18 protein-coding genes are annotated in these 23751 nt (G+C 63.0%); 8 read left to right on the top strand and 10 right to left on the bottom strand.

All coding sequences use genetic code 11. The annotated features are described in order from the left end of the window. The first annotated feature begins 16 nt into the window (after nt 1–16). Nucleotides 17–526: an 8-oxo-dGTP diphosphatase gene (locus ACERJA_RS07280; protein WP_373607584.1), complete on the top strand. Its 510-nt coding sequence runs from the start codon at nt 17–19 to the stop codon at nt 524–526. Nucleotides 527–805: 279 nt separating this feature from the next. Here ACERJA_RS07280 and ACERJA_RS07275 read toward each other — a convergent pair whose 3' ends face one another. Further along, nucleotides 806–1777: a zinc-binding alcohol dehydrogenase family protein gene (locus ACERJA_RS07275; RefSeq protein WP_373607583.1), complete on the bottom strand. Its 972-nt coding sequence runs from the start codon at nt 1775–1777 to the stop codon at nt 806–808. A 131-nt stretch (nt 1778–1908) separates the two neighbouring features. On the opposite strand from ACERJA_RS07275, the gene proS reads away from it, so the two are divergent. Next, nucleotides 1909–3396: a proline--tRNA ligase gene (proS, locus tag ACERJA_RS07270; protein ID WP_373607582.1), complete on the top strand. Its 1488-nt coding sequence runs from the start codon at nt 1909–1911 to the stop codon at nt 3394–3396. 511 nt (nt 3397–3907) lie between these two features. After that, nucleotides 3908–8452 (top strand): glutamate synthase large subunit, encoded by a 4545-nt coding sequence (gltB, locus tag ACERJA_RS07265; protein ID WP_373607581.1) that lies wholly within the window; start codon nt 3908–3910, stop codon nt 8450–8452. Between the two features lie 630 nt (nt 8453–9082). On the opposite strand, the gene ACERJA_RS07260 is transcribed toward gltB, so the two are convergent. Then, nucleotides 9083–9685, bottom strand: coding sequence for a peroxidase-related enzyme (locus tag ACERJA_RS07260; protein WP_373607580.1), 603 nt, complete (start codon nt 9683–9685; stop codon nt 9083–9085). 44 nt (nt 9686–9729) lie between these two features. Further along, nucleotides 9730–10146, bottom strand: coding sequence for a DUF123 domain-containing protein (locus tag ACERJA_RS07255; RefSeq protein ID WP_373607579.1), 417 nt, complete (start codon nt 10144–10146; stop codon nt 9730–9732). A gap of 124 nt (nt 10147–10270) precedes the next feature. Here ACERJA_RS07255 and ACERJA_RS07250 point away from each other — a divergent pair, with 124 nt between their 5' ends. Together ACERJA_RS07250 and ACERJA_RS07245 are read left to right on the top strand one after the other, a co-directional pair. After that, nucleotides 10271–11260: an NAD-dependent epimerase/dehydratase family protein gene (locus ACERJA_RS07250; protein WP_373607578.1), complete on the top strand. Its 990-nt coding sequence runs from the start codon at nt 10271–10273 to the stop codon at nt 11258–11260. Between the two features lie 84 nt (nt 11261–11344). After that, nucleotides 11345–12406 (top strand): NAD(P)-dependent glycerol-1-phosphate dehydrogenase, encoded by a 1062-nt coding sequence (locus ACERJA_RS07245; protein ID WP_373607577.1) that lies wholly within the window; start codon nt 11345–11347, stop codon nt 12404–12406. A gap of 36 nt (nt 12407–12442) precedes the next feature. On the opposite strand, the gene ACERJA_RS07240 is transcribed toward ACERJA_RS07245, so the two are convergent. Both ACERJA_RS07240 and ACERJA_RS07235 read right to left on the bottom strand, forming a co-directional pair. Continuing rightward, nucleotides 12443–14242, bottom strand: a complete 1800-nt coding sequence (locus tag ACERJA_RS07240) for an aldehyde ferredoxin oxidoreductase family protein (protein WP_373607576.1) — start codon at nt 14240–14242, stop codon at nt 12443–12445. A 66-nt stretch (nt 14243–14308) separates the two neighbouring features. Continuing rightward, nucleotides 14309–16129, bottom strand: coding sequence for a prolyl oligopeptidase family serine peptidase (locus tag ACERJA_RS07235; RefSeq protein WP_373607575.1), 1821 nt, complete (start codon nt 16127–16129; stop codon nt 14309–14311). 332 nt (nt 16130–16461) lie between these two features. Between ACERJA_RS07235 and ACERJA_RS07230 the strand changes: the two genes are divergently transcribed. From ACERJA_RS07230 to ACERJA_RS07220, 3 genes are all read left to right on the top strand, one after another. Next, nucleotides 16462–17142 (top strand): hypothetical protein, encoded by a 681-nt coding sequence (locus ACERJA_RS07230; RefSeq protein ID WP_373607574.1) that lies wholly within the window; start codon nt 16462–16464, stop codon nt 17140–17142. Nucleotides 17143–17228: 86 nt separating this feature from the next. Next, nucleotides 17229–18290 carry a glycosyltransferase family 4 protein gene (locus tag ACERJA_RS07225; protein ID WP_373607573.1) on the top strand — a complete coding sequence of 354 codons (1062 nt, stop codon included), beginning with the start codon at nt 17229–17231 and terminating at the stop codon, nt 18288–18290. Nucleotides 18291–18369: 79 nt separating this feature from the next. Next, nucleotides 18370–18780 carry an HIT family protein gene (locus ACERJA_RS07220; RefSeq protein ID WP_373607572.1) on the top strand — a complete coding sequence of 137 codons (411 nt, stop codon included), beginning with the start codon at nt 18370–18372 and terminating at the stop codon, nt 18778–18780. 34 nt (nt 18781–18814) lie between these two features. On the opposite strand, the gene trpB is transcribed toward ACERJA_RS07220, so the two are convergent. The 5 genes from trpB to ACERJA_RS07195 form a co-directional block, all read right to left on the bottom strand. Then, nucleotides 18815–19969, bottom strand: coding sequence for a tryptophan synthase subunit beta (trpB, locus tag ACERJA_RS07215; RefSeq protein WP_373607571.1), 1155 nt, complete (start codon nt 19967–19969; stop codon nt 18815–18817). Between the two features lie 82 nt (nt 19970–20051). Next, entirely contained in the window at nt 20052–20888 is an 837-nt protein-coding gene (locus tag ACERJA_RS07210; RefSeq protein WP_373607570.1) for a phosphate ABC transporter ATP-binding protein, read from the bottom strand. Further along, entirely contained in the window at nt 20885–21745 is an 861-nt protein-coding gene (locus tag ACERJA_RS07205; protein ID WP_373607569.1) for a PstA family ABC transporter permease, read from the bottom strand. Before ACERJA_RS07205 ends, ACERJA_RS07210 begins: the two co-directional genes overlap by 4 nt. Then, the gene (pstC, locus tag ACERJA_RS07200; protein ID WP_373607568.1) at nt 21745–22674 is read right to left on the bottom strand and encodes a phosphate ABC transporter permease subunit PstC; all 930 of its coding nucleotides are present in this window, start codon (nt 22672–22674) and stop codon (nt 21745–21747) included. The genes ACERJA_RS07205 and pstC overlap by 1 nt, the downstream gene beginning before the upstream one ends. Nucleotides 22675–22681: 7 nt before the next feature. Further along, entirely contained in the window at nt 22682–23662 is a 981-nt protein-coding gene (locus tag ACERJA_RS07195; protein ID WP_373607567.1) for a PstS family phosphate ABC transporter substrate-binding protein, read from the bottom strand. Nucleotides 23663–23751 lie beyond the last annotated feature (89 nt).

Raw genomic sequence — 23751 nt, 5'->3', positions numbered from 1 at the left:
GAGCGAACGCTGGGATATGCGCGAGACGACGCTGTGTTTTCCGATGCGGGAAGGAAGTGAGGGTGAGACGGCGGTGCTCTTGATCGAGAAGCGACGCGGCCTCGGCGAAGGGTGGTACAACGGCCCCGGCGGGAAACTCGAGGGCGGCGAAACCCCACGCGAGTGTGCCGTCCGCGAGACCCGCGAGGAAGTCGGCCTCGAGGTCGAACCCAGCGCACTCGAGAAAGCGGGCGAACTCACCTTCTTGCTCGACGGCGAGCGACACACGTTCTGTCACGTCTACCGCACGGAGTCGTTTGCAGGCGAGCCGACCGCCTCGGACGAAGCGTATCCCGAGTGGGTCCCCGTCGACGACGTGCCCTACGAGCAGATGTGGGACGACGACTATCTCTGGCTCCCAGGCGTCCTCGAGGGGGAGACTGTCGCTGGTGAGTTCCGCTTCGAGGGTGGGAAACCGCTGGACGAGGCTGAATTCGTCGGGCACGACCTCGAGTGGGAGGTCTCGTTTGCGGCCGATCGTAAGTAGAAGGTGGGGCTTCGGTGGACGTTCTCGAGGGTGTAGGGTTGGCCAACTTGGACGATCAGTACAGGCGGAGCAGTGTGCACTCACCGCGAGCGACTGAAATGAGCGAGCGGGCCGACGACCGACCCGTAGGGGAGGGAGGAGTGCTTTTCATCGAAGTTTTGCCGAGGGCGCGATCCGTCGCGCCCGCAGCGCAAAAGTTCGGTCTGCATCTGTACTGAACGTGTGTTTCATGCGAAAACACATCTGTAGAATTGTATTCCAACAGAGTCGGCTGCCGAGTTAGGGTTTCAACACGACTTTGCCGGAGCTCTTGCGATCCTCGATATACTGGTGGGCCTCGGCTGCGTCCTCGAGTGCGAACGACTCGCCGACGATGACCTCGAGGTCGCCGGTCGTCAGGCTCTCGGTGAGTTCGGGGACGGCTTTCATGATCCGACTCGGGTCGTGGGTGGCGGCTTGGCCGAGGTGGAAGCCGTTGACGGACTTGTTCTCGAACAGCAGGCGGCGGTTCTCGGCTGCGGCTGGAACGCCACTGGCGACGCCGTAGGTAACCATCCGGCCGAAATGAGCCATCGCGTCGAGGCTGCGCTCGAAGACGTCGTCGCCGACGCTCTCTAAGACGAGGTCGACGCCCTCGCCGTCTGTTTCGTCGTCGACGACCTCGCGGAAGTCAGTCTCGGTGTAGTTGATCGGATGCTCACAGCCCAACTCGGCGGCGAGGTCGAGTTTCTCCTGTGTGCTCGCGGTGCCGAAGACCTCCGCCCCATGGTTCGAAGCGAGCTGGACCGCGGCCGTGCCGACGCCGCCTGCGGCGGCCTGGATCAGGACCGATTCGCCTGCCTCGAGGCCGCCCCACTCGAACAGACAGCTGTGGGCGGTGAGAAACTGGACGGGGAAGCCGGCGGCTTCCTCGAAGCCCATCCCCTCAGGAATCGGGAAGAGCATCTGTGCGTTCGCGGTCGCGTACTCGGCGTAGCCGCCGCCGTTGAGCATCGCGACGACGCGGTCGCCCTCATCTAATCCGACGCCCTCCCCGGTCGCGTCAATCGTGCCCGCAGCCTCCATGCCGGGATGATACGGTGCGTCGGGACCGCCCGGATAGACGCCACGGCGTTGCATGATGTCCGCGAAGTTGATCCCCGCTGCCTCGACCTCGAGGCGGACCTCTCCCGGACCTGGCTCCGGCAGGTCGGCGTCGACGAGCTCGAGTTGGTCGCTGTCGCCGTAGTCGGCTACCTGAATCGCTTTCATGTCCAGTTCTGTGTCACACACCTGCATAAAGCTCCGAGAACCGGAATGAACTGACCGGCCGTTCTCGCCCCGTTTTCAGGGTGGATCTGCCTTCGCATGGTTTAAGCCCGCGCTGACTGCATATCGACACAATGAGCGACGAGAGTCAAGAACTCGGTATCACCGAGTCGAAATCGCACAAGCCCGGCGACTGGTACGCCGAAGTCGTCCAGAAGGCAGGTCTCGCGGATTACGCCCCGATGGGTGGCTTTATTGTCACGAAACCGCGCGGCTACGCGCTGTGGGAAGGCATTCAGGACGCCCTCGACAGCGAGTTCAAAGCAACTGGCGTCGACAACGTCTACTTCCCGATGTTCATCCCCGAGAGCTTCTTAGAACGCGAGAAGGACATCGTCGAAGGTTTCGACCCCGAGGTCGCGTGGGTGACCCACGGCGGCCACGACGAACTTGAGGAGCGCCTCGCCGTCCGACCGACCAGTGAGTCGATCATCGCGCCCTTCATGGCCGACTGGACCCGTAGCCACCGCGACCTGCCGCTGCGGCTCAACCAGTGGTGTTCGGTCGTTCGCTGGGAGGCGACGGAGACGAAGCCGTTCTTCCGGACGAAGGAGTTCATGTGGCAGGAAGGCCACACGGCCCACGCCTCGAACGAGGGTGCCTGGGATGAGGTCTGGACTCGACTCGGTCAGTACGAAAATCTCTACGAGGACGTGCTGGCGATCCCGGTCCTGCGCGGCAAGAAGCCAGAACATGACAAGTTCCCCGGCGCCGACACGACGACGACGGTCGAAGCGCTGATGCCCGACGGCAAGTCCGTTCAGGGGGCGACAAGTCACAATCTCGGCCAGAGCTTCGCCGAGGCGTTCGACATCACCTTCGCCGACGAAGACGAGGAAGAGCGGACGGCCTACACCACCTCGTGGGGCCTCTCCTGGCGAGCGATCGGCGCGCTGATCATGACTCACTCCGACGATCAGGGGCTCGTGCTCCCGCCGACGATCGCGCCGACGCAAGTCGTCATCGTCCCCATCTGGCAGGACGACACCAAAGACGACGTCCTCGAGTACTCCCAGAACATCGCCGACGACCTCGAGGCGGCCGGATTCCGCGTCGAACTCGACGACCGCGACGAGCGCAATCCCGGCTTCAAATTTAACGAACACGAGCTAAACGGCGTGCCGCTGCGCCTCGAGATCGGTCCCTACGAGGTCGAAGACGAGGAGGTCACGCTGGTTCATCGCCCCGACAACGAGGAGGCCGTCGAGGACCGCGACGAGATCGTCGAGAGCGTCGACGACCACCTCGAGACCGTCTATGCCAAACTGTACGCCACCGCCGAGGAGAACCTAGAGGAGAACATCCGGACGGCCGACAGCCCCGAGGATATCATGGGGACAATTGGCAAACACGGCGGATACGTGAAGGTGCCGTGGTGTGGCGACGAAGCGTGTGAGGAGGCGATCAAGGAGAAAGTCGCCGCCGAGATCGTCATGCAACCCCTCGAGGAAGAGGGCGGCCAGACAGCGGCCAAGCCGAAAGCCCCCGAGGACGACGACGCGACGTGTGCGGTCTGTGGCGAACCGGCGGAGGAAATCGCCTACTTCGCGAAGTCGTACTGAGACCGACATCCGGAGACCGAAGGAGAAATTCGTCGGTCTGTTTGACGGAGTGTATATGTGCGTTATTTGATATATAATCAGTTATCTAACAGGATCGAGAAACCACTAGCGCCGTCGTGGTCGAAACCGAGAGACAGAACGGCCCCGGAAGCACTCACATCAGATCCGCCCCTAAGGCGTTCATGATAGTTAGTTACAGACAAACCTAATTCTTTAACCGCATACTGCTTATGGATAGCAAGATAATGAGTTTGCGTGGTGTTCACTCTGGTGGGTGAGCACTACGTGCCTCTGACACTTCTGCCCTCTCCGGGCAGTTATCTCTACTCGACGACGCAGTGACACCGTCGGACACAGCTATGAGCTGACAGTATTACAAACGGCCCACGGACGTACGATATATTATTAACTTTCATTCCAGACAATACACCTTATATCTGATTATATGTGTCTATAATACACTTAGTCATTATGGATCAGCCTCTTATAGGTGTTTTCGCTATCTGTAGGTATGTCACAGCCACACATGTCTGCCAAGCGTTCGCGGGGGCTTGCAGACCCCACCGACGAGCGGTCGAACTGCGGTGTCGGCGTTGTCATGGATCTTGATGGAAACCGAGGACACGACATCGTCGCTGACGGACTCGAGCTTCTCGTCAATCTCGAGCATCGCGGGACGACTGGTGCGGAAAAAAACACCGGCGACGGTGCGGGGATCATGTTGCAGATGCCAGATGCGTTCTTCGAAGGCGTTCTCGAGGCCGATCTACCCGACACCTACGCCGTCGGCTCGATTTTTTTCCCACAGGACGAGGCGGCACGCGAGGAACTGATCTCGATCATCGAGGATTCGCTCGAGACCTACAACCTCGAGGCCCTCGAGTGGCGCGACGTGCCGACGAACAACGCGGACCTCGGCCAGACGGCCGTCGACGCCGAACCGGACGTCTGGCAGGTCGTCGTCACGCCGACTGACGACAGCACTGGCGACGCGTTCGACCGGCGGCTCTACGTCGCTCGCCGAGCACTCGAAAACGAGGTTGAGGCCGCCGATATCGACGGCGCAGAGCGCTTCTACGTCTGCTCGCTCGATTCGGAGACGCTCGTCTACAAGGGGCTACTCAAAGGCGAGCAGGTCGCCTCTTACTACCCTGATCTCACTGACTCCCGGATGGAGTCGACGTTCGCGATGGTCCACGAGCGGTTCTCAACGAACACACTCGGCGCGTGGCATCTCGCTCACCCATACCGGAACATCATCCACAACGGCGAGTTCAATACCATCCAGGGCAACATCAACTGGATGCGCGCCCGCGAGACCGACCTCGAGAGCGACGTGTTGGAGGATCTCGAGGCGGTCAAGCCGATCATCGACGACCCTGACCAGTCGGACACCGCAAGCGTCGACAACGCACTCGAACTGCTGATGCAGGACGGTCGGGACCTCGAGCACGCCCTGCGGATGCTCGTCCCCGAAGCCTGGCGCGGCGACGACGCGATGGACCAAGACCGCAAGGACTGGTACGACTTCCACGCCTCGCTGGTCGAGCCGTGGGACGGCCCCGCACTCGTCGCGGCGACCGACGGCGAACGCGTTGGTGCCGTTCTCGATCGGAACGGCCTCCGACCATGTCGGTACGACGTGACGACGGACAACCGTCTGATCATGGCCAGCGAGGCCGGCGCACTCGAGACCGACCCCGCGGAGATCGAAGAACGCGGCCGACTCAAGCCAGGACAGCTGTTCCTCGCCGATCCGAACGAGGGACGCGTCATCCCCGACGACGAGGTCTTCGAGGACCTCACTGACGACCGGTACGGCGAGTGGGTCGAGCAAGAACAGGTCCGACTCGGCGACATCCGGACGAGCGACGACAGTTCGCCCCGCCAGTCGGTCTCGAACCTGCGTACCCATCAGGCTGCCTTTGGCTACACCCACGACGAACTCGACAACATGATCGAGCCGATGGCGGAAAAGGGGAAAGACCCCGTCGGCTCGATGGGCGACGACACGCCGCTGTCGGTGCTCACCGAGTTCAACCGGCCGCTGTTTTCCTACTTCAAACAGCTGTTCGCCCAGGTTACCAACCCGCCACTGGACTACATCCGCGAGGAGCTGGTGACGTCGATGGAGAGCCGACTCGGCTACCAGCGCAATCTCCTCACCGAGTCGCCCGAACACGCTCGACAACTCGTCCTCGAGTCGCCGATTCTCACCGACGGCGACCTCGAGTCGATTCGTGACTGTTCGGCAAACGGTATCACGGCGGCGACGATCGATATTACCTACGAGCCCGCGAGCGAGGAGTTGGGAACTGGCCTCGAGACGGCGATCGAACGCGTCCGCGAGGACGCCGTCGACGCAATCGAAGCGGGCCACGACGTGCTGATCCTCTCCGACCGAGGCGTCAACGAGAACCGAGCCGCGATCCCGAGCCTGCTCGCGACCGGCGGCGTCCACCACCATCTCGTGCGAAACGGCCTGCGCAACCACGTCGGCCTCGTCGTCGAGTCCGCTGACCCCCGAACCGTCCACCACATGGCGACGCTCGTCGGCTACGGCGCCGGCGCGATCAACCCGTACCTCGCCTACCAGACGATCGCTGACATCACGGCTGGCTCCGACGGCGCAGATACGGCGACCGCAATCGACGCCTACGTCGGCGCACTCGAGGACGGCTTGCTGAAGATCATGGCCAAAATGGGGATCTCGACGGTCGAGAGCTACCAAGGAGCCCAGATCTTCGAGGCCGTCGGCCTCGATTCGGACCTCGTCGCCGAGTACTTCGACGGCACCGAGAACCGCACCGAAGGGATCGGTCTCGCCGAACTCGAGGCGGACGTCCGCGAGTGTCACGGCTCGGCCTTCGAAGACGACGACAGCGACCTCGACCGCCACGGCGAGTTCGAACACCGCTCGAGCGGGATCCACCACCAGTGGAATCCGGATACGGTCGGCACGCTCCAGCAGGCCGTCCGCTCGAACGACTACGAACGCTACGGGGAATTCGCCGAGCTGATCAACGACCAACAACAGAACCTCCAGACCCTGCGTGGACTCCTCGAGTTCGACTCCGATCGCGACCCGGTGCCGATCGAGGACGTCGAGCCGATCAAAGACATCGTCCAGCGCTTCTCGACGGCCGCGATGAGTCTGGGCTCGCTCTCGCCGGAAGCTCACGAGAACAACTCGATCGCCATGAACCGCATCGGCGGCAAGTCGAACTCGGGCGAAGGTGGCGAGCCGCCGGAGCGCTTTGGCACCGAGAAAGAGTGCAACGTCAAGCAGGTGGCTTCGGGCCGCTTCGGCGTCACCTCGACGTATCTCTCGAGTGCCGACGAGTTGCAGATCAAGATGGCACAGGGCTCGAAGCCCGGCGAAGGGGGCCATCTCCCCGGACAGAAGGTCAACGAGATGATCGCCCACGTCCGCAAGTCGACGCCGGGGGTCGGCCTCATCTCGCCGCCGCCACTGCACGACATCTACTCGATCGAGGACCTGAAACAGCTGATCTTCGATCTCAAAGCGGCAAACGAGGAGGCAGGCATCAACGTCAAACTCGTCTCCGAGGCTGGCATCGGCACGGTCGCAGCGGGTGTCGCGAAGGCAAACGCCGACGTGGTCCACATCTCGGGCCACTCCGGCGGGACGGGTGCCTCGCCACGAACGTCGATCAAAAACGCCGGTCTCCCCTGGGAACTCGGCCTCGCCGAAGCGAACCAGATGCTCTGTGCGACCGGGCTGCGCGACCGCATTCGCGTCTCCGCCGACGGTGGGATGAAAACCGGCCGCGACGTCGCCGTCGCCGCCTTGCTCGGTGCTGAGGAGTACGTTTTCGGTACCGCCAGCCTCGTCACCTCGGGCTGCGTGATGGCCCGGCAGTGTCACAACAACACCTGCCCAGTCGGGGTTGCTACCCAGCGTGAGGATCTGCGCAAGCGCTTCCCTGGCGAGCCGGAACACGTCATCAACTACATGACGTTCATCGCCCAGGAGCTGCGTGAGCTCATGGCCGAACTCGGCTTCGAGACGATCGACGAGATGATCGGCCAGGTCGACGTGCTCACCCAACGCGAGGACATCGACCATCCGAAAGCCCGCCGCGTCGACCTCTCGGGGGTGCTGGCCGAACCCGAGGGCGACGTTCGGCGCAAGATCCGCGAGCAGGACCACGAACTCGAGGCCCAACTCGATCGTGACCTCATCGAGGCCGCCGCCAACGCGATCGAAAGCGAGGAGCCGGTCATGCTCTCGGCCGACGTGACGAACGTCGACCGAACCGTCGGCGCGATGCTCTCGAATCGCATCACCAGCCGCTACGGCGAACCCGGCCTCCCCGAAGATACGATTTCGGTCGACCTCGAGGGGACAGCCGGCCAAAGCTTCGGAGCGTTTCTCGCAAGCGGCGTCTCGATGCATCTCGACGGCAGCGCCAACGACTACGTCGGCAAGGGGCTCTCGGGTGGAAAACTCACCGTTCGAACGCCCGAGACGGCGACCTACGATCCGACCGAAAACATCGCGATCGGCAACGTTGCGCTCTACGGTGCAACTGACGGACAGCTGTACGTCAACGGCGTCGCTGGCGAGCGATTTGCCGTCCGGAACTCCGGAGCCAAGGCCGTCGTCGAAGGCGTTGGTGACCACGGCTGTGAGTACATGACCGGTGGTGTCGTCGCTGTGCTCGGCGAGACCGGCAAGAACTTCGCGGCCGGCATGTCCGGCGGCGTCGCCTACGTCTACGACCCCGACGGCGAGTTCGCCGACCGCGCGAACACCGGGATGGTCTCGCTGTACGACGAACTCGAGGACCAGGACGAACAGATGCTGCGACGACTCGTCGAGAACCACGTCGCCTACACCGGCTCCGAGCGGGGCGAACACCTGCTCGAAAACTGGGAGCGCGAACTCGAGTGCTTCGTCAAAATCATGCCCGACGCCTACCACGAGGCGATCACCGAGCAGGGGAGCGACGACGTCCGTAACGAACTGCCCGGCGTGCCCGAGACCGAACTCGAGGCCGAGTCGGCAAGCGTCGCCACGAGTGACGACTGAAACGGCTGGCCGTAGTAGCCGAGTGAATCGAGCGACCGTCATCGGTTCCGGTCGCCACGTCGAACCGAACGGACGGCAGAGCGGCCACTGATACGAACGGCCCAGTATCAGTTTCCGTACACCGACGACTTGCCTCAGAGTTATGCCGGGACAGCAGTTCACGACCCGTTTCAGTTGATGACCACGTCTCTTGGAGGTCGCTCTACTATCACGAGGAGATGAGTGGCTACCGAATTAGTTAGATGTATCTAAACGATAGCACTGAAGAGATTGCGGCACGAATCACGTAATAGACCGTCAAGAAGTATGGTCGTGAGAGCGAAACAGCGGATTGTTACTGGGCTATAGGAGCGGGTTACGGACGGAAGTTACGAGACTGACCACCTGTCGAAACGCCGTGTCGTACCCACATACCGGCTTCCGCTGTGTACCGGGCCTGTGTCACCTGGCACGATCACGCCCGGTAATGGTGAATCGAAGCGATGTCAGTTCGTTTGCCGTTGTCTCATCACCTCCATTGACAGATTTGTCTTTTCGGGCGACTAACTTAATATTTAGTGATGGCTAAATTTCTGCCGTTTGTTTCACGCGACCGTGTCGATTACCAAGCCGTCGACCGCGACGATTCCACTACTCCCTGCCGAGCGTGTGGAACTCGTCGTTCGGTCGCATCCCGGCGAACATCGCGAGCCGGTTGCTCAGGTTGTAGAACGCGGTGACCGCCGCGATATCCCAGATCGCCTCCTCGCTGAAACCGGCCTCGCGCAGCGCCTCGAGGTCGTCCGGTTCGACCTCGGTCGGGTGCTCGGTCAGTGTCACGGCGACGTCGAGCATCGTTCGGTGGGCCTCGTTGATATCCGCCGTCCGGTAGTTGGCGACGAGTTGGTCGGCCAGTGTGGGGTCGTCGGCGTAGATCCGGACGAGCGCCCCGTGGGCCACGTTACAGTAATAACAGTGGTTGACACCCGAAACGGCGACGACGATCATCTCGATCTCCTCACGCTCTAAGGCGGCATCCTCAACGAGGGCGTCGTGGTACTGGAAGAAAGCGCGGAAGTGGGAGGGTTTGTACGCCATTGCCGAGAACACGTTCGGCGTGAAGCCGGCGCGGTCGGTTTCTGCGGCGATTCGTTCCTGTAGATCGTCGGGTAGTTCGTCGAACGCCGGAACGGGGAACTGGGCCATCGCGTCGTCGTTGAGCAGTGGATCGGTGCTGGAATCTGACTCACTCATAGCTACTGGTTCACACGCATTCGTAATAACTCAGAGGCCCAATTTCAACGGCTGGCGTCGACGACGCCGCCGGCGTCGGTCGCTGCCTCGCAGACGACATCAGCACCCGGTGACTCGAGCAGGTGTGCCTCACAGCCACAGTCCGACGCCCCGAAGTCGGGGACGTGATCGCCGGGAAGTGAGGCTACCAGCTCACACTCCCGGTCGGCGTCGGGGAATCTGATCACTGACTCGAGGGTCGTCTCCGGGTGGCCGAGCAGATAATCGATATGCCAATGGCGAGTCTCGCGCTCGCCGGCGGCGAGTTCGCGGTGGCGATCGACGCGGGCGAACCCGCCCGGGCCAAAGGCGCTGCCGACGTACGCGTAGGTTCCGGCGGGAAACGCACACGCACCCAACGCGCCGACGTCGAGAGTCGCCGCTCGAGCGAGATCAATGACGAGAACGTAGGTGCCGCCCATACTGGCTGTCAGAGACGAGCCGAAAAAACTGGTCTGGTTCGGAGCCACAGCCATGACACCCAACCGCGACACACGACGCACCACAGACCGCTGAACCTTTCCCCGGCAGCGACGACGAACGGACATGGACAACGCACTCGTCATCGGCGGCACGCGGTTTATCGGCCGCCATCTCGTCGAAGAGTTACTCGAGCACGAGTATGATGTAACGATTTTCAATCGAGGGAGCCACGACAACCCCTTCGAGACTGACGACCGCGTCAGCCACATCGAAGGCGACCGGACGAACGACTCGGCGCTCGAGGCTGCCGCAACCACGGTCGACCCCGACGCTGTCTTCGACTGTGTCGCCTACCACCCGAAAGACGTGCAGGCAGCGACGCGGATCTTCGACGACTGCGAGGCGTACGTCTACGTCTCGAGCGGTGCAGCCTACGGCCGTGAGGAACTCCCCAAACGCGAAGGCGAGACGCCACTCAAGTCCTGTACGACCGAGCAGGCGATCGACGACTCGAGTGACACCTACGGCAACCGCAAGGCCGAAGGCGATCGTGCGGTCTTTGCGGCCGCAGAGAAAGGACGCAACGCGATGAGCGTCCGGCCGTGTATCGTCTACGGGCCACATGACTACACCGAACGCCTCGACTGGTGGATCGACCGGGTGAACCGGTTCGATCGCGTGCTCGTTCCCGGCGACGGAACGAACATCTGGCATCGAGCCTACGTCGAGGACGTCGCCAGCGCGCTTCGGATCGTCGCCGAACGCGGCGAGCCTGGCGAGGCGTACAACGTCGGCGACCGGCGACTCACGACGCTCGAGGAACTGGTCGATGTAATTGCAGCGCAGCTAGAGACGGACGTCGAGATCGTCCACGCCGGCCAGCACGAACTCGAGGCAGGCGGGATCGATCTCGAGGACTACCTGCTGTACCGCGCATACCCACATATCCTCTCGACGGCGAAACTCACCGCACTCGGCTGGGAATCGACGCCGCTTGAGGAAGCCATGGAACGGGCCGTCGACTCCCATCTCGAGAGCGACCGCGACGGCAGCGAGCACGGCCCGGATCGAGAGGCAGAAGAGCGAGTGCTAGGGATTCTCGAGACGCTCTGACCGAGACAGTGGTGCGGGCATCGAGATCGTCGAGCGCTCGAGTAACGGGAAAAACACATGGCCCACGGGTGAGTGAGAGCACGTATGTTCGAAAAGTCGGCATGGATTCGCCTGCCGCGAAACGTCGTCGTCGGTCACGGAGTCATCGATCAGGTCGTCGACGTCATCGATGATCTGCATTTACACGGTCGGCCGCTGTTCGTGACCAGTCCGACGCCACGGGAGGTCGCCGCGGAGCCGATCGTCGCAGCGTTCGAAGCCACCGGCGTCGACCCCGCCGTCGTCACGATCGAGAAAGCGACGTTCGACGCCGTCGAGCGAGTGATCGAGACCGCCAACGCCGAGGACGTCTCCTATCTCGTCGGCATCGGTGGCGGAAAGGCCATCGACATCGCCAAGATGGCGAGCTATCACCTCGAGATGGGCTTTTGTTCGGTGCCGACAGCAGCCAGCCACGACGGGATCGTCAGTAATCGTGGCTCCGTTCCGGACGGAGACACCCGACACAGCGTCGCGGCCGAGCCACCGCTTGCAGTCATCGCAGACACCGAGATTCTGGCCGACGCGCCGTGGGAGCTCACGACGGCAGGCTGTGCAGACATCATTTCGAACTACACTGCCGTAATGGACTGGCGGCTCGCCCATCGGCTGAAAAACGTCGAGTACTCCGAGTACGCGGCCGCGCTCGCGGAGATGACTGCCGAGATTCTCGTGGACAACGCCGACCTCATCCGGCCGGGACTCGAGGAGTCGTCCTGGGTCGTCACGAAGGCGCTCATGTCGTCGGGCGTCGCGATGAGCATCGCCGGCTCGTCCCGACCGGCAAGTGGTGCAGAGCATCTCTTCTCACACCAGCTCGATCGACTCGCCCCCGGCGCAGCCTTACACGGCCATCAGGTCGGCGTTGGCTCGATCATGACCGCGTATCTCCACGGCGGCGAACGCGGCATCTGGCAGGACATTCGGAACGCGCTGGCCAGTATCGATGCGCCGACGACTGCCGACGGGCTTGGCATCGACGACGAAACCGTTATCGAAGCGCTGACTACCTGTCACGAAATCCGTGATCGGTACACGATCCTTGGTGACGGCATGGACGAGCGAGCGGCACGCGAAGTGGCGACAAAGACCGGCGTCATTTCCTGACACTGTCGGTTCGATCGGCTGGAACGGCAGCCCGTGTCAGCTGTCGTTGGTCGGCTCCGTCACCCTGTCGTGTGTGGGTGACTGCGAAACCGACGTTTTCTCATCGAAAACACCCTCCAGGTCCAGTCGGTTGCGGAGCTCCGCAGTCGGCCGACCCAGACGATCCCAGTCGCGTGCCGCATAGTACTGATCAAGCAACGCGTCGAACGTCGCCCGATCGATGGCAGTTCCCTCGCTCGAGCCGTCGCCGAGCGGTTCCGTCAACAGTTCCGGCAACTCGTCGTCCGCTCGAGTGAAGCCTTCACGGACATTGAACAGGCGGACGAGCGTCCAGATCCGTTCGCCGACCTGCTCGAGAGCGGCCGACTCGAGGTCGTAGCCGACGGCGGCGAGCCACTCTGCCCCGTGGTCCGTTTCGAACACCTCCGCGAGAAAGTCGTCCACGATCAGACTCCACAGCACTGCCCGGCGGTTCTGTTCGGCGATCACGGCATCGACTCGGGAGTCTCGATCCGGCGCATCGCCGACTGCCTCGAGTTCGACCGGCCGGGCACGGCGATGACAGCCGCCACGATCGCTCGTGGCGTACGCCAGCGCCATCGTCTCCGCCCCGCGCGGATCGTACGAAGAGAGTTCCATGCCTTTCACGGTCGGAATCAGGTCCTCGCCACCAAAGCGCCCGACCGCAGCCTCGACACCGTTTGCGAGCGCTTCGCCGAGCGGTGTTGACTGGGTGACGATCTCGTCGATAAGCGCTCGAGCAGCCGCCTCATCGCCAAAGGAGAGCTCACGGTCGATCACCCCCTGTTGGCTCGCCCGGATCGCCCACGCGATGGCGTTCCCGGCCGTGATGACGTCCATGGCGAGCCGATCGCAGATCGCACCCAGCGTCGCAACCGCGTCGAAGTCGTCGATCCCGAGCCCTGCGCCGAGGACGATCGGCGTCGCACCACGCGGAACGCTCTCTCCCTCGTCGCTATCGACCTGAAACCCACCCGGGACGTGGTCGTCAGGACGTTCTCGTCCATGGGCGTCTTCGCGAACGCGCTCGATGCCGATTTCGTCAGCCCCGTCGAACTGTCCCGCCTGCCAGCCACGGGTCGGAAGCACGCCCACCTCGTTGGCGAAGTCGACTGTCTCGAGCGTGTCACTCGCGGCGAGCCAGCGTCCTGCATCGCTCTCGGCGAACGCCTCGCCGTACCGATCTCGGAGGTCGGCGAGCCCGTTTGGCACCGCTCCATGGGCGACGACGGCCTTCAGATTCTTCGCCCCCATCACGGTCCCCGCACCGCCCCGTCCGGCGTGGTGGTCACCGCCGTCAGATGCGATCGTCGCATACCGGACGCCACACTCCCCGGCGAGGCCGATACAGGCGACCGCAGCGTCTGGGAATCGCGCACAGGTTTCCGTAGCATCGAGTCCCCAGAGCGCCGTGGCGGGCTCGAGTGTCGCCTCGCCGTCTGTGACCGAGAGCACGACCGGTTCGTCGGCCTCGCCTGTAACGAGGATTCCAAGGTGGTCACCAAGCGAGCCGGCCAGCCGACTGGGAAACGAGCCCCCGCCGTAGGAGTCCAGAAACGCTCCGGTCAACGGCGATTTCGTGATCGCCGCGTACCGCTGCTCGCCGGGCGTGTATCCGGTCAGCGGCCCCACCATGAACAGCAGGATATTCGCCGGTGCCTCCGGGTCCGTCCCCGGCTCGAGTTCCTCGTAGAGATAGCGCGCGCCCATTCCTTTGCCCCCGACGTAGTTCTCGAGCCACCGGTCGGGAATCTCGCTACTCGTCGTTCGTTCGGCAGAGAGGTCGACCCGCAGTATCCTGTCCACGTGGGGCATAACACGGTATTCGTGGTTGACACTAATTAGTGTCATGCCGTCTCAAGGGGAGTGTTATCGTCCGCGCTAGCCGAGGTGCTCGTCGAGGAAGTCCGCGATCGCTGAGTAGGCCTCGAGCCGGTTCTCGAGTTTCGAGAAGCCGTGGCCTTCGTCGTCGAAGATCAGCTTCCGGACTGGAACACCCTGCTGTTCGGCTTTCTCGGCGATCTGTTCAGCCTCGCCGACCGGCACACGCGGGTCGTTCTCACCGTGGAGGACGAACAGTGGGGCCTCGATCTGCTCGATGTTGTTCGTCGGCGAGATTTCTTCGAGGAATTCGCGGTCCTCGGCGAGACTTCCGTACTCGGCTTCGCGCAGTTCGCGCCGCCAGTCGCCGGTGTTCTCGAGGAACGTGACAAAGTTGGCGATGCCGACGACGTCGATGCCTGCCGCCCAGCGGTCGGGATACTCAGTCAGCGCCGCGAGCACCATGAACCCGCCGTAGGAGCCACCTTTGGCGGCGATTCGGTCGGGGTCGACGGCCGGATGGTCGTGAAGCCACTCGACGCAGGCGTTGATGTCGGCCACCGAATCCATCCGTTTCTCGACGTCGTCGAGAGCAGCGTAGTCGGCCCCATACCCGGCCGACCCGCGGACGTTCGGCTCGAAGTAAGCGTAGCCTCGATCGACGAAGTACTGTTTGACACTCGAGAACGACGGCCGACGCTGGCTTTCGGGGCCGCCGTGGATGTCGACGATGACCGGCGTGGCACCGTCCTCGGCGTCGTTGGGCAGCGTAAAGAAGGCCGGCACCTCGAGTCCATCAAAGCTCTCGACGTGGACGAGTTCGGATTCGTCGAACGACTCGTGGGGAATGCCAGCCGTCGGGGCATCGGTCCAGCGCTCGGCCTCGCCGCTTTCGATGTCGACCACGAAGACGTTCGTGTTGACCGTATCGCCGGTTGTCGACAGCGCAAATCGCTCGGCGTCGGGATCGAAGCTCACGCCGCCGGAGATGCCACCCGGCAGGTCGGGCTCGGGGAACGTCTCGAACGCAGTCGGGTCGTCAGCGTCGAACTCGCCAACGGTGAGTTCGGTGTAGCCCTCGACGTTTCGTGAGTAGACGAATCGGCCCGTCTCCTCGTCCAGCGCGATGCCGTCGACGTTCCATCCGTCTCCTTCAACCACAGTGTCAAACTCACCACTCTCGAGGTCGAGATACGCCAGATACAGCGTGTCCGAGTCGCCCTCGTCGGTGACGAGATAGACGCCCTCGCCGTCGGGGGCCCAACTGGCGCTACCGTAGCGGACGTCCCCCTCGTGGGGCGTGAGATGCTCGAGTTCAGGCTCGTCGGCCTCGAGGTCGAGCACGTACAGATCTTGATCGAAGTTCGAGTACGCCTGCGAGACCAGCAAGCGGGAGTCGTCAGGACCCCAGCCCGACAGCGAGAGCCAGCCGTCGCCCTCGCAGACGAGCGTTGCTTCGTCGCCGGACTCCTCGCGTTCCTGCACGTAGATATCGAAGACGGATTCGTCGCGGCGGTTCGAAGCGAACGCGAAGCGCTCGCCGTCGTGACTCCAGCCACCCCAGCGGTGTTTCGCGTCGGGCATCGCTGTCAGATTCTCGATCACGCCCGTTTCGGCGTCCAGCCGGAACAACTGGGCGCGTTCGTTGCCGCCTTCGTCCATCCCAAAAATCAGTTCGGGGTGTTCAGGTGACCACGAGGCGAACGTAACCCGCTCGTCGTCAAACGTTCGCTGCTCGGGCCACACCCGGGGGGCCTCGAGCGTCCAGACCTGTGCCGTGCCGGTCGTATCCATCAGAAACGAGAGCCGTTCGCCGTCGGGGCCAAACGACGCACCGTAGGCGCTTCGGATGTTGAGATAGCGGTCGATCTCGTAGCTCATACGCGCAGCTAGCCGCTCGAGGGCGTAGTCGTTTGGGTTACGGAGATTAGAAGCCGGTTTCACATCCAAATCACTCGAGCAGTCGGCACGTGGGACACGGGACTCACTGCCCGTCGGTGCACAGCTGGTCGCACAACGGGCATGTGATTCATCGCGCCCGCTCAGTCGAGACCCTAGGCAGGCCCTACATCGCCATCGGCCAGCAGCCAGCGCGTGGGTAGTCGTCTCGAGCGGGGTACAGAACCGTGTCAGGACAACCGGAAGACACTCGCGGACACCAGGGGACCGAATGCCCTGCGTAACAAAAACCGTCGAAACAGATCCATCCAGTAATGCAAGGGACAGGCGGGAGTAGCGACGATGGTCACGGCGGGACATCGACTGCAGCAGTCGTTGTGACGATTCTGGTTGTCCTCGTTGCGTTCGGAATGACGATCGCAGCCGTCGGCGCCGGATTCTCCACCGGCGAGTCCGAGACAGACGACAACGCCGACTCGATCGACATTGGTGACGACGAGCAGACAACCGAGACGGACACCGAAGAGACAGAGACGGACAATGACTCGATAGGTGGTGACGACGGCGATGATGCAGACGATGAAGGCAATGAAAGCGATGCGGATGCGGACGACGAGGGCGACGCGGATGACGAAGACGACGAGGACGCAGATGATGCGGATGACGAAGACGACGCGGATGACGAGGGTGACGAAGACGCAGATGACGAGGACGACGCGGATGATGAGGATGACGATGACGCAGATGACGAGGACGACGCGGATGACGAGGATGACGAAGACGCAGATGACGAGGACGACGCGGATGATGAAGACGACGACGGTGCAGATGACGCGGATGATGAAGACGACGGAGACGGCGATGGCGATGACGCGGACGATGGAGACGACGAAAGCGACGAGGATGACGATGATGCAGATGACGAAGACGACAGCATCATCGACGGAATCGCCGATTTTATCTCTGATTCGACGTCCAGCGATGACGACGAGTAGCGCCCGGTGACGACACGAGAGACGGCCGGAACAGCCGACTCGAGGAAAGAAGTGATTTTTTATCCCGGCACTACGTCCCGCGTCATATGCGTGTCGCGTTCGTCTCGTTCGAAACGGCTTCTCACCGCGATACCGAGACGAACCACCGGTTCCAGACTGCTCTCGAGTTGCTGGCTTCTCACGGTCACGACGTGCACTGCTACTGTGCCAAGTTCTGGGCCGGCGAAACGTCGACCCTCGAGCAGGATGGGATTACGTATCACGGCGTTGTCACTGGTCTCGAGGCCCGCAGGTCGTTTCTCGTCCGGTTGCCGTTCGTCCTCGCAGCCGCCGCCCCTGATATCGTTCACACGCGCGCACAGCCCTCTGCAGCGGTCCTCGCAGCCAGCTGGGGGGCAACGCTCGCGCGTGCACCACTGGTCGTCGAGTGGTACGGCGACGGCGGGATCGACAACGATCGGTGGATACAACTGGCAGCGAAACGCGGGGCTCGTCTCGTCACGCCGTCGGAACTCGTCGCAACGTGGGTCCGCGAACGGGGTGCTGACGGCGAACTCATCGAGACGATTCCGAACCCGGTCGACCTCGAGCGCATTCAGGACGTGCCGCCGGGCGAGCAGGTCGACGTGATCTACGCCCGCCGACTCGACGAGGCGGCAAACCTCGAGAGCCTGCTGCTCGCGCTGGCAGAGCTTCGCGACCGTGACTGGCAGACGACCGTCATCGGCGACGGTCCCGAACGAGCGATGTACGAACGCCTCGCGAGTGATCTCCGGATCGACGATCGAATTTCGTTCGCCGGCGACTGCTCGCTCGAGGAGCGCATCGCCGCCTACCGGGGCGCACACGTCTTCGCACAGACGGCCGAACACTGCGTGTTCCCGACGGAGATGCTGTGGGCGCTGGCATCGGGCTGTGTCGGCATCGTCGAGTACCACGTCGACTCGAGCGCCCACGAACTCGTCGAAGGCTGGGACCGGGGCTTTCGAACGACGAGCGAGGCGGAACTCGCCGATGCGATCCTCGCGGCCGGCGACCTCGAGCACCGCACGTTCGACGACCGGTTTGCCGACTACGACCGCTCGGCCGTCGCCGAGGCGTATCTCGAGCAGTATCGAACGCTCGAGGAAGCGTACGGTCTGTTGTAGGCGGTTCCGACGCCGGCGCGTCGGACGGGGACGGCACTGGCGGGGATGGCTATATATCTGTCCACGAGACAGTTCGAGTATGAGTGACGACTGTGAGTTCTGTCGGATCGTCGCCGGAGACCAGCCGGTTCACGTCCTCTACGAAGATGAACAAACGTGTGCGTTTCTCGATCGCAACCCGGCAGTAACGGGACACACGCTCGTCGTCCCGCGCGGCCACGAAGAAGACGTCCTGACGATCGACGAACCGACCGCGAGCGCGGTCTTCGAAACGGTTCGAACCGTCGCGACGGCACTGGAGACGGCGCTCGAGGCCGACGGGTTCAGCGTCTTTCACACCAGCGGGCCACTAGTTGGAGATATCGACCACGCCCACGTCCACCTCGTTCCCCGGAGCGAGGGCGACGGCGTGGCGCTGTCGCTGTCTCGTGGGCAGCTGACTGGCGACGAGGCGACACAGCTGGCGAAGCGTATTCGCTCGGCACTGTAGAACGGAGTTCGACTCGAGCGATGGTCGACGCCGATTAGAGGTCGAACTTCGACGCCGCGGTTTCCATATCCTTGTCGCCGCGTCCGGAGAGATTGACAAGGATCGTCTCGTGGTCGCCGGCTTCGGCGAGTTGGATCGCGCGGGCGATGCCGTGGCTGGACTCGAGAGCCGGGATGATCCCCTCGGTTTCGCTGAGTTCGCGGAAGGCAGCGAGCGCTTCCTCGTCGGTGACGCCAGTGTACTCACAGCGGCCGACCGCACGGTACATGGCGTGTTCGGGGCCGACGCCGGGGTAATCGAGCCCCGCCGAAACGGAGTGGACCTCGACATCGTCGTCGATCACGCGCGTTTTCATCCCGTGAATGACGTCGTCTTTCCCCGAATCGAGCGGGGCTGCGTGCCGACTCGAGTCAGCACCTTTGCCGCCGCCTTCGGCACCGTAGAAGTCGACATCATCGTCGTCACGGAACGCATGGAAAAGACCGATCGCGTTCGAGCCGCCCCCGACGCAGGCGACAGCTGCGTCGGGTAACTCGCCCGTTCGCTCCTGGAACTGCTCGCGGGCCTCGCGGCCGATAACGCTCTGGAAGTCCCGAACCATCCGCGGGAACGGGTCAGGGCCGACGACGCTGCCCACGAGATAGTGGGTGTTGTCGACGTTTTTCGCGAAGTCCTCGAGCGCCGCGTCGACGGCGTCGGCGAGGCCTTCGTCGCCGCGGGTCACTTCGTTGACCTCGGCACCCATCAGTCGCATCCGGAAGACGTTCATCTCCTGGCGGGCGACGTCTTTCGCGCCCATGTAGATCTCCGTCTCCAGATCGAGCAACGCACCGACCATCGCGGTCGCGGTGCCGTGTTGGCCCGCGCCGGTTTCGGCGATGATCCGGTCGCGGCCGCTCTGTTTGGCCAGCAAGGCCTGCCCGAGTGCGTTGTTGATCTTGTGGGCCCCGCCGTGGAGCAGGTCCTCTCGCTTGAGGTAGATGTCGGCTCCGTACCGGTCGCTTAGCGTGCTCGCATAGTACAGCGGCGTCGGTCGGCCAGCGAACGTCTCGAGCAGATCGCGCAGTTCCGCGCGGAACGCGTCGGTGTCGGCGACCTCATCGTACGCAGTTGCGAGTTGCTCGAGTGGTTCCTGCAGGGGGTCGGGAACGTGGCGTCCACCGTACCCTTCGAACGCGCCATTAGACATATGTCGGCCACTCGCACCCGGGCGCTAAATATATTCTGTCACCGGCCCGGCTGTCGAACGCGATGACAACTGGCGTGTCGTGTTATCGCTCGGCTGCGACCGTGTGCGGAGTCGATGCCGGCTCCGACTCCTCATCATCGTCGTCCCCGACCACGGTGTGTCCTGAGACGAACTCCGCGGTGCGGTCGTGCTGTGGGTTTTCGAAGAACGACCGCGTGTCGTTCGTCTCGATGCAGTCGCCGAGATAGAGGAAGACGACCTCGTCGGCGAGCCGTTTTGCCTGATCCATACTGTGGGTGACCATGATGATCGTATACTCGTCTTTGAGCGACTCGAGAGTCTCCTCGACGGTTTCGGCGGAGACGGGATCGAGCGCCGACGTCACCTCGTCACAGAGCAAGATTTCCGGCTCGACGGCCAGCGAGCGAGCGAGACAAAGTCGCTGGATCTGGCCGGTCGAGAGCTCCGCGCCGGGGGCGTCGAGCCGGTCTTTGACCTCGCTCCAGAGGTTGACCTTCCGCAGGTAGTGTTCAACCCGATCATCGAGTTCGGCTCTCGAGTCGTAGTCACCGTGGATTTTCAGCCCGTAGGCGACGTTCTCGTAGATCGACACGGGCAGTGCGGTCGGCGTCTGCGGGACGTAGCCGATCCGTCTGCGAAGCTCCGGCACCGGCTCGTCGGTGTCGTAGACCGACTGCTCGCCCAACAGGACGTCGCCCGAAATCTCGACGTTGGGCTGGATCTCGTGGAGTCGGTTCAGCGATTTGAGCAGCGTCGATTTCCCACAGCCCGAGGGGCCGATGATGGCCGTCAGCTGGTTCGCTGGGAACTCGATCGAGACGCCTTTCAGCGCCTCGACGTCGCGGTTTCCGGTGTACGTTACGGCGAGGTTGTCGGTGGTAAGTGCAGTGTCTGTCATGAGTGGCGGCCTCCTGGTGCGTAGCGTGCATAGCGTCCAGCGAGCAGTTTCGAGACGATGATCAACGCGAGGACGGCAACGATGAGGACGAACGACGCCGCGTAGGCGTGTGAGCGAACCTCGGCGTTGAACGACATCGCCTGATCGAAGATGAGAACCGGGAGCGTCGTTGCCCCTTCAAAGAGGCCACCCGGCATGTTCGTACTTCGACCAGTGGTGAACAACACCGTCGCAGCGTCACCGATGCCGCGGGCAAAGCCCATGATGATCCCGGCGATGATCCCCGGCAGCGCCGCGCGGAACGTCATCAGCGCGGCCTCGAATCGTGTCCCGCCGAGGCCGTAGGTTGCCTCCTTGACCGTCTCAGGAGCCGAGCGCAACGCCTCGTCGGTGTAGCGGGTCATGATCGGGTACTGGAAGATCGCGATCGCGATGATCCCGAAGAACAGACTCGTTCGGGCACCGATCGCGATGATGATCGTCAGGACGAACACCCCGTAGACGATCGGTGGCGTCCCCCAGAGCACGTTCAGGAACATGTTCACCACGTCCGAGAACCGCTCGCTCGAGTAATCGCTCTGGAGATAGATCGCCGTCGAGACGGCAAGCACCGCCGAGACGACCGTCGCCGGAACGACGATGAACAGACTGCCGAGGACGGCATGGAGGAAGCCGCCGTCGCCCTCGAGCATGTATCGAGAGCCCGGCGGCGTAATCGCGATTGCGGGATCCGTAAGGAAGACCCGGCCGCCACGGTAGATCGTCACGGCGACGACCAGCACCATCACGGCGACGACGAGCGCGGCTGCGCCACGAGCGAGGAGGCCGAACAACCGCCCTTTGGCGTGTCGGTCCATCAGTACTGCCACCTCCGCTGGAGTCGCCGGCGGACGAGCATCGCCGTGAAGTTGAACAGCCAGACGACGAGCACGAGCATGAGGCCGACGAAGATCAGCGCCGACTGTGTCAACGGCAGGCTCATCAGCTCACCGAAATCGTTGACGATCAGTGTCGGCAAGGTCTGGCCCGTCGCAAACGGTGAGCTCGGCAGGTGGGTCTGGCCGCCGATCAGCATCGCAGGCACGATCGTCGCGCCGAAGACACGACCGAAGCCGAGCAACACGGCCGAGAAGATGCCGGGGCCAGCAGCCCGCAACAGCACCGACCGGATCGTCTCCCACTTCGTCGCGCCGACGCCGAGCGAGGACTCCCGAAGCTCGTCGGGCAAGGCCTCGAGGGATTCGACGGACAGCGAGATCATGAAGGGGGTGACGACGATCGCCATCACGAGACTGACTGTGAAGATGCCAAGACCGGTCGCACTCGAGCCGACGGCCGGCGCAAGATAGTCGCCGACAAAGGGGACGACGACGATCAGTGCGACCAGCCCGAAGATCACACTCGGGATCGCCGCGAGCACGTCGATAAACGACGAGACGATCGTCTTCGCCCGTCCCTCGGCGTACTCGGCGATGTAGATCGCTGCGAGGATCGCGATCGGCGTCCCCATCGCCATCGTGAGCGCAGTGACGTAGATCGTGCCGACGATCGCTGGCAGGAAGCCGAACTCGTTCTGTGCGGGGTCCCAGTTCGAGGACGTCAGTGCCTGCACCAGCGAGTACTCCGACAGCAGCGGCAGCGACTGGTAGAGCAATGCCAGCACGATCAGGGCAAACAGCGCGATGGCGAAGTAGCCAGCTCCCTGCAGCCAGCGGCTGCTCAAACGTTCGATCAGGAGCCGCCGATCGAGTCGCCGTTGACTCCTGGACTCCGTCGACCCTGCCATCGTTCAGCTACGGCCCCTCGGCCAGATCGTCCTGTGCCTCTTCGAGTCTGTCCGCCTCGAGCGGGACGTAGCCGTTGTCTCGGACGTACTCCTGGCCCTCGGTCAACACCCACTCGACGAAGTCGTGAGCCTCCTCGTCGAACGGGCCGTCGGAAGCGAGGTACATCTCGCGTGCCGGCGGTGCCGGATATCGGCCCTCCTCGACGGCGGCGAGGAACTCCTCGCGGGTGTCATAGAAGTCTTCGTCCTCGGAGATCGTCCCGTCGCCGTCGTCGTCAAGTGGCACCGGCCGGATGTCGCCCTCGAGGTCGCCGCTTTCGAGATCGTAGACGTAGTTGATGTTGTTCAGCGAGATGGCAGTCTCGTTCGACCCGACGGCTTCGGCGACCGGCTGGTCGCCGTTGTGGTTGCCGTCCGAGAGATCCTCGAGTTCGCTCTCGGTGTAGGCGTCGTCCTCGCCGCCGAGGAAATCGCCCCACTGTTTGTAGGCTGCGGAGGCGTCCGAGCGCCCGTAGACTGTGATCTCCTCGTCGACGTCGGCGTCGACGACCTCGCCCCAGTTCGTGACCTCTTTCGTGAAGATGGCCTCGAGGTCCTCGCGGCTCAGTCCGTCTTCTTGGAGTTCCTCGAGAACGGGGTTGTCGGCGTTGACCGTCGCGACGACGGTGTCGATGAGCATGGGGACGGCGAACAGCCCTTGGTCGATCTCTTCCGGTTCGGGTTCGCGGCCCATCATCGCGATATCGACCTGGCCGCCTAAGACGTCGGAGACGCCGACGCCAGTGCCGCCGCCGGAGATGTCGAACGATGTGTCCGTGTTCGATTCGTAGCGATCCGCCCAGACTTCGACCATTGGCAGTGGGCCGACCCCACCCGAGATACGAACCGAAGAGCCGCCGCCAAGAACAGACGAACAGCCCGCAAGCGAAACAACCGAGCCAACTCCAGCAAGCTGTAGCGCAGAACGACGCGAATAGGTGCGTTCCATGAGTATCACCCCGTATTCGCTAGGGACTTGTACCACCTTGCTCCCCTGCAATTCTTTGGTGTGCAACCGAAAAGCAGCAAAGCTCTCGT

Origin of the sequence: Natronorubrum sp. A-ect3 (genome assembly GCF_041821125.1) — an archaeon.
In the GTDB taxonomy this organism is placed as follows: domain Archaea; phylum Halobacteriota; class Halobacteria; order Halobacteriales; family Natrialbaceae; genus Natronorubrum; species Natronorubrum bangense.
Note: the sequence above shows the minus strand (reverse complement) of the source record. Positions and strands in the feature narration are given on the sequence as shown.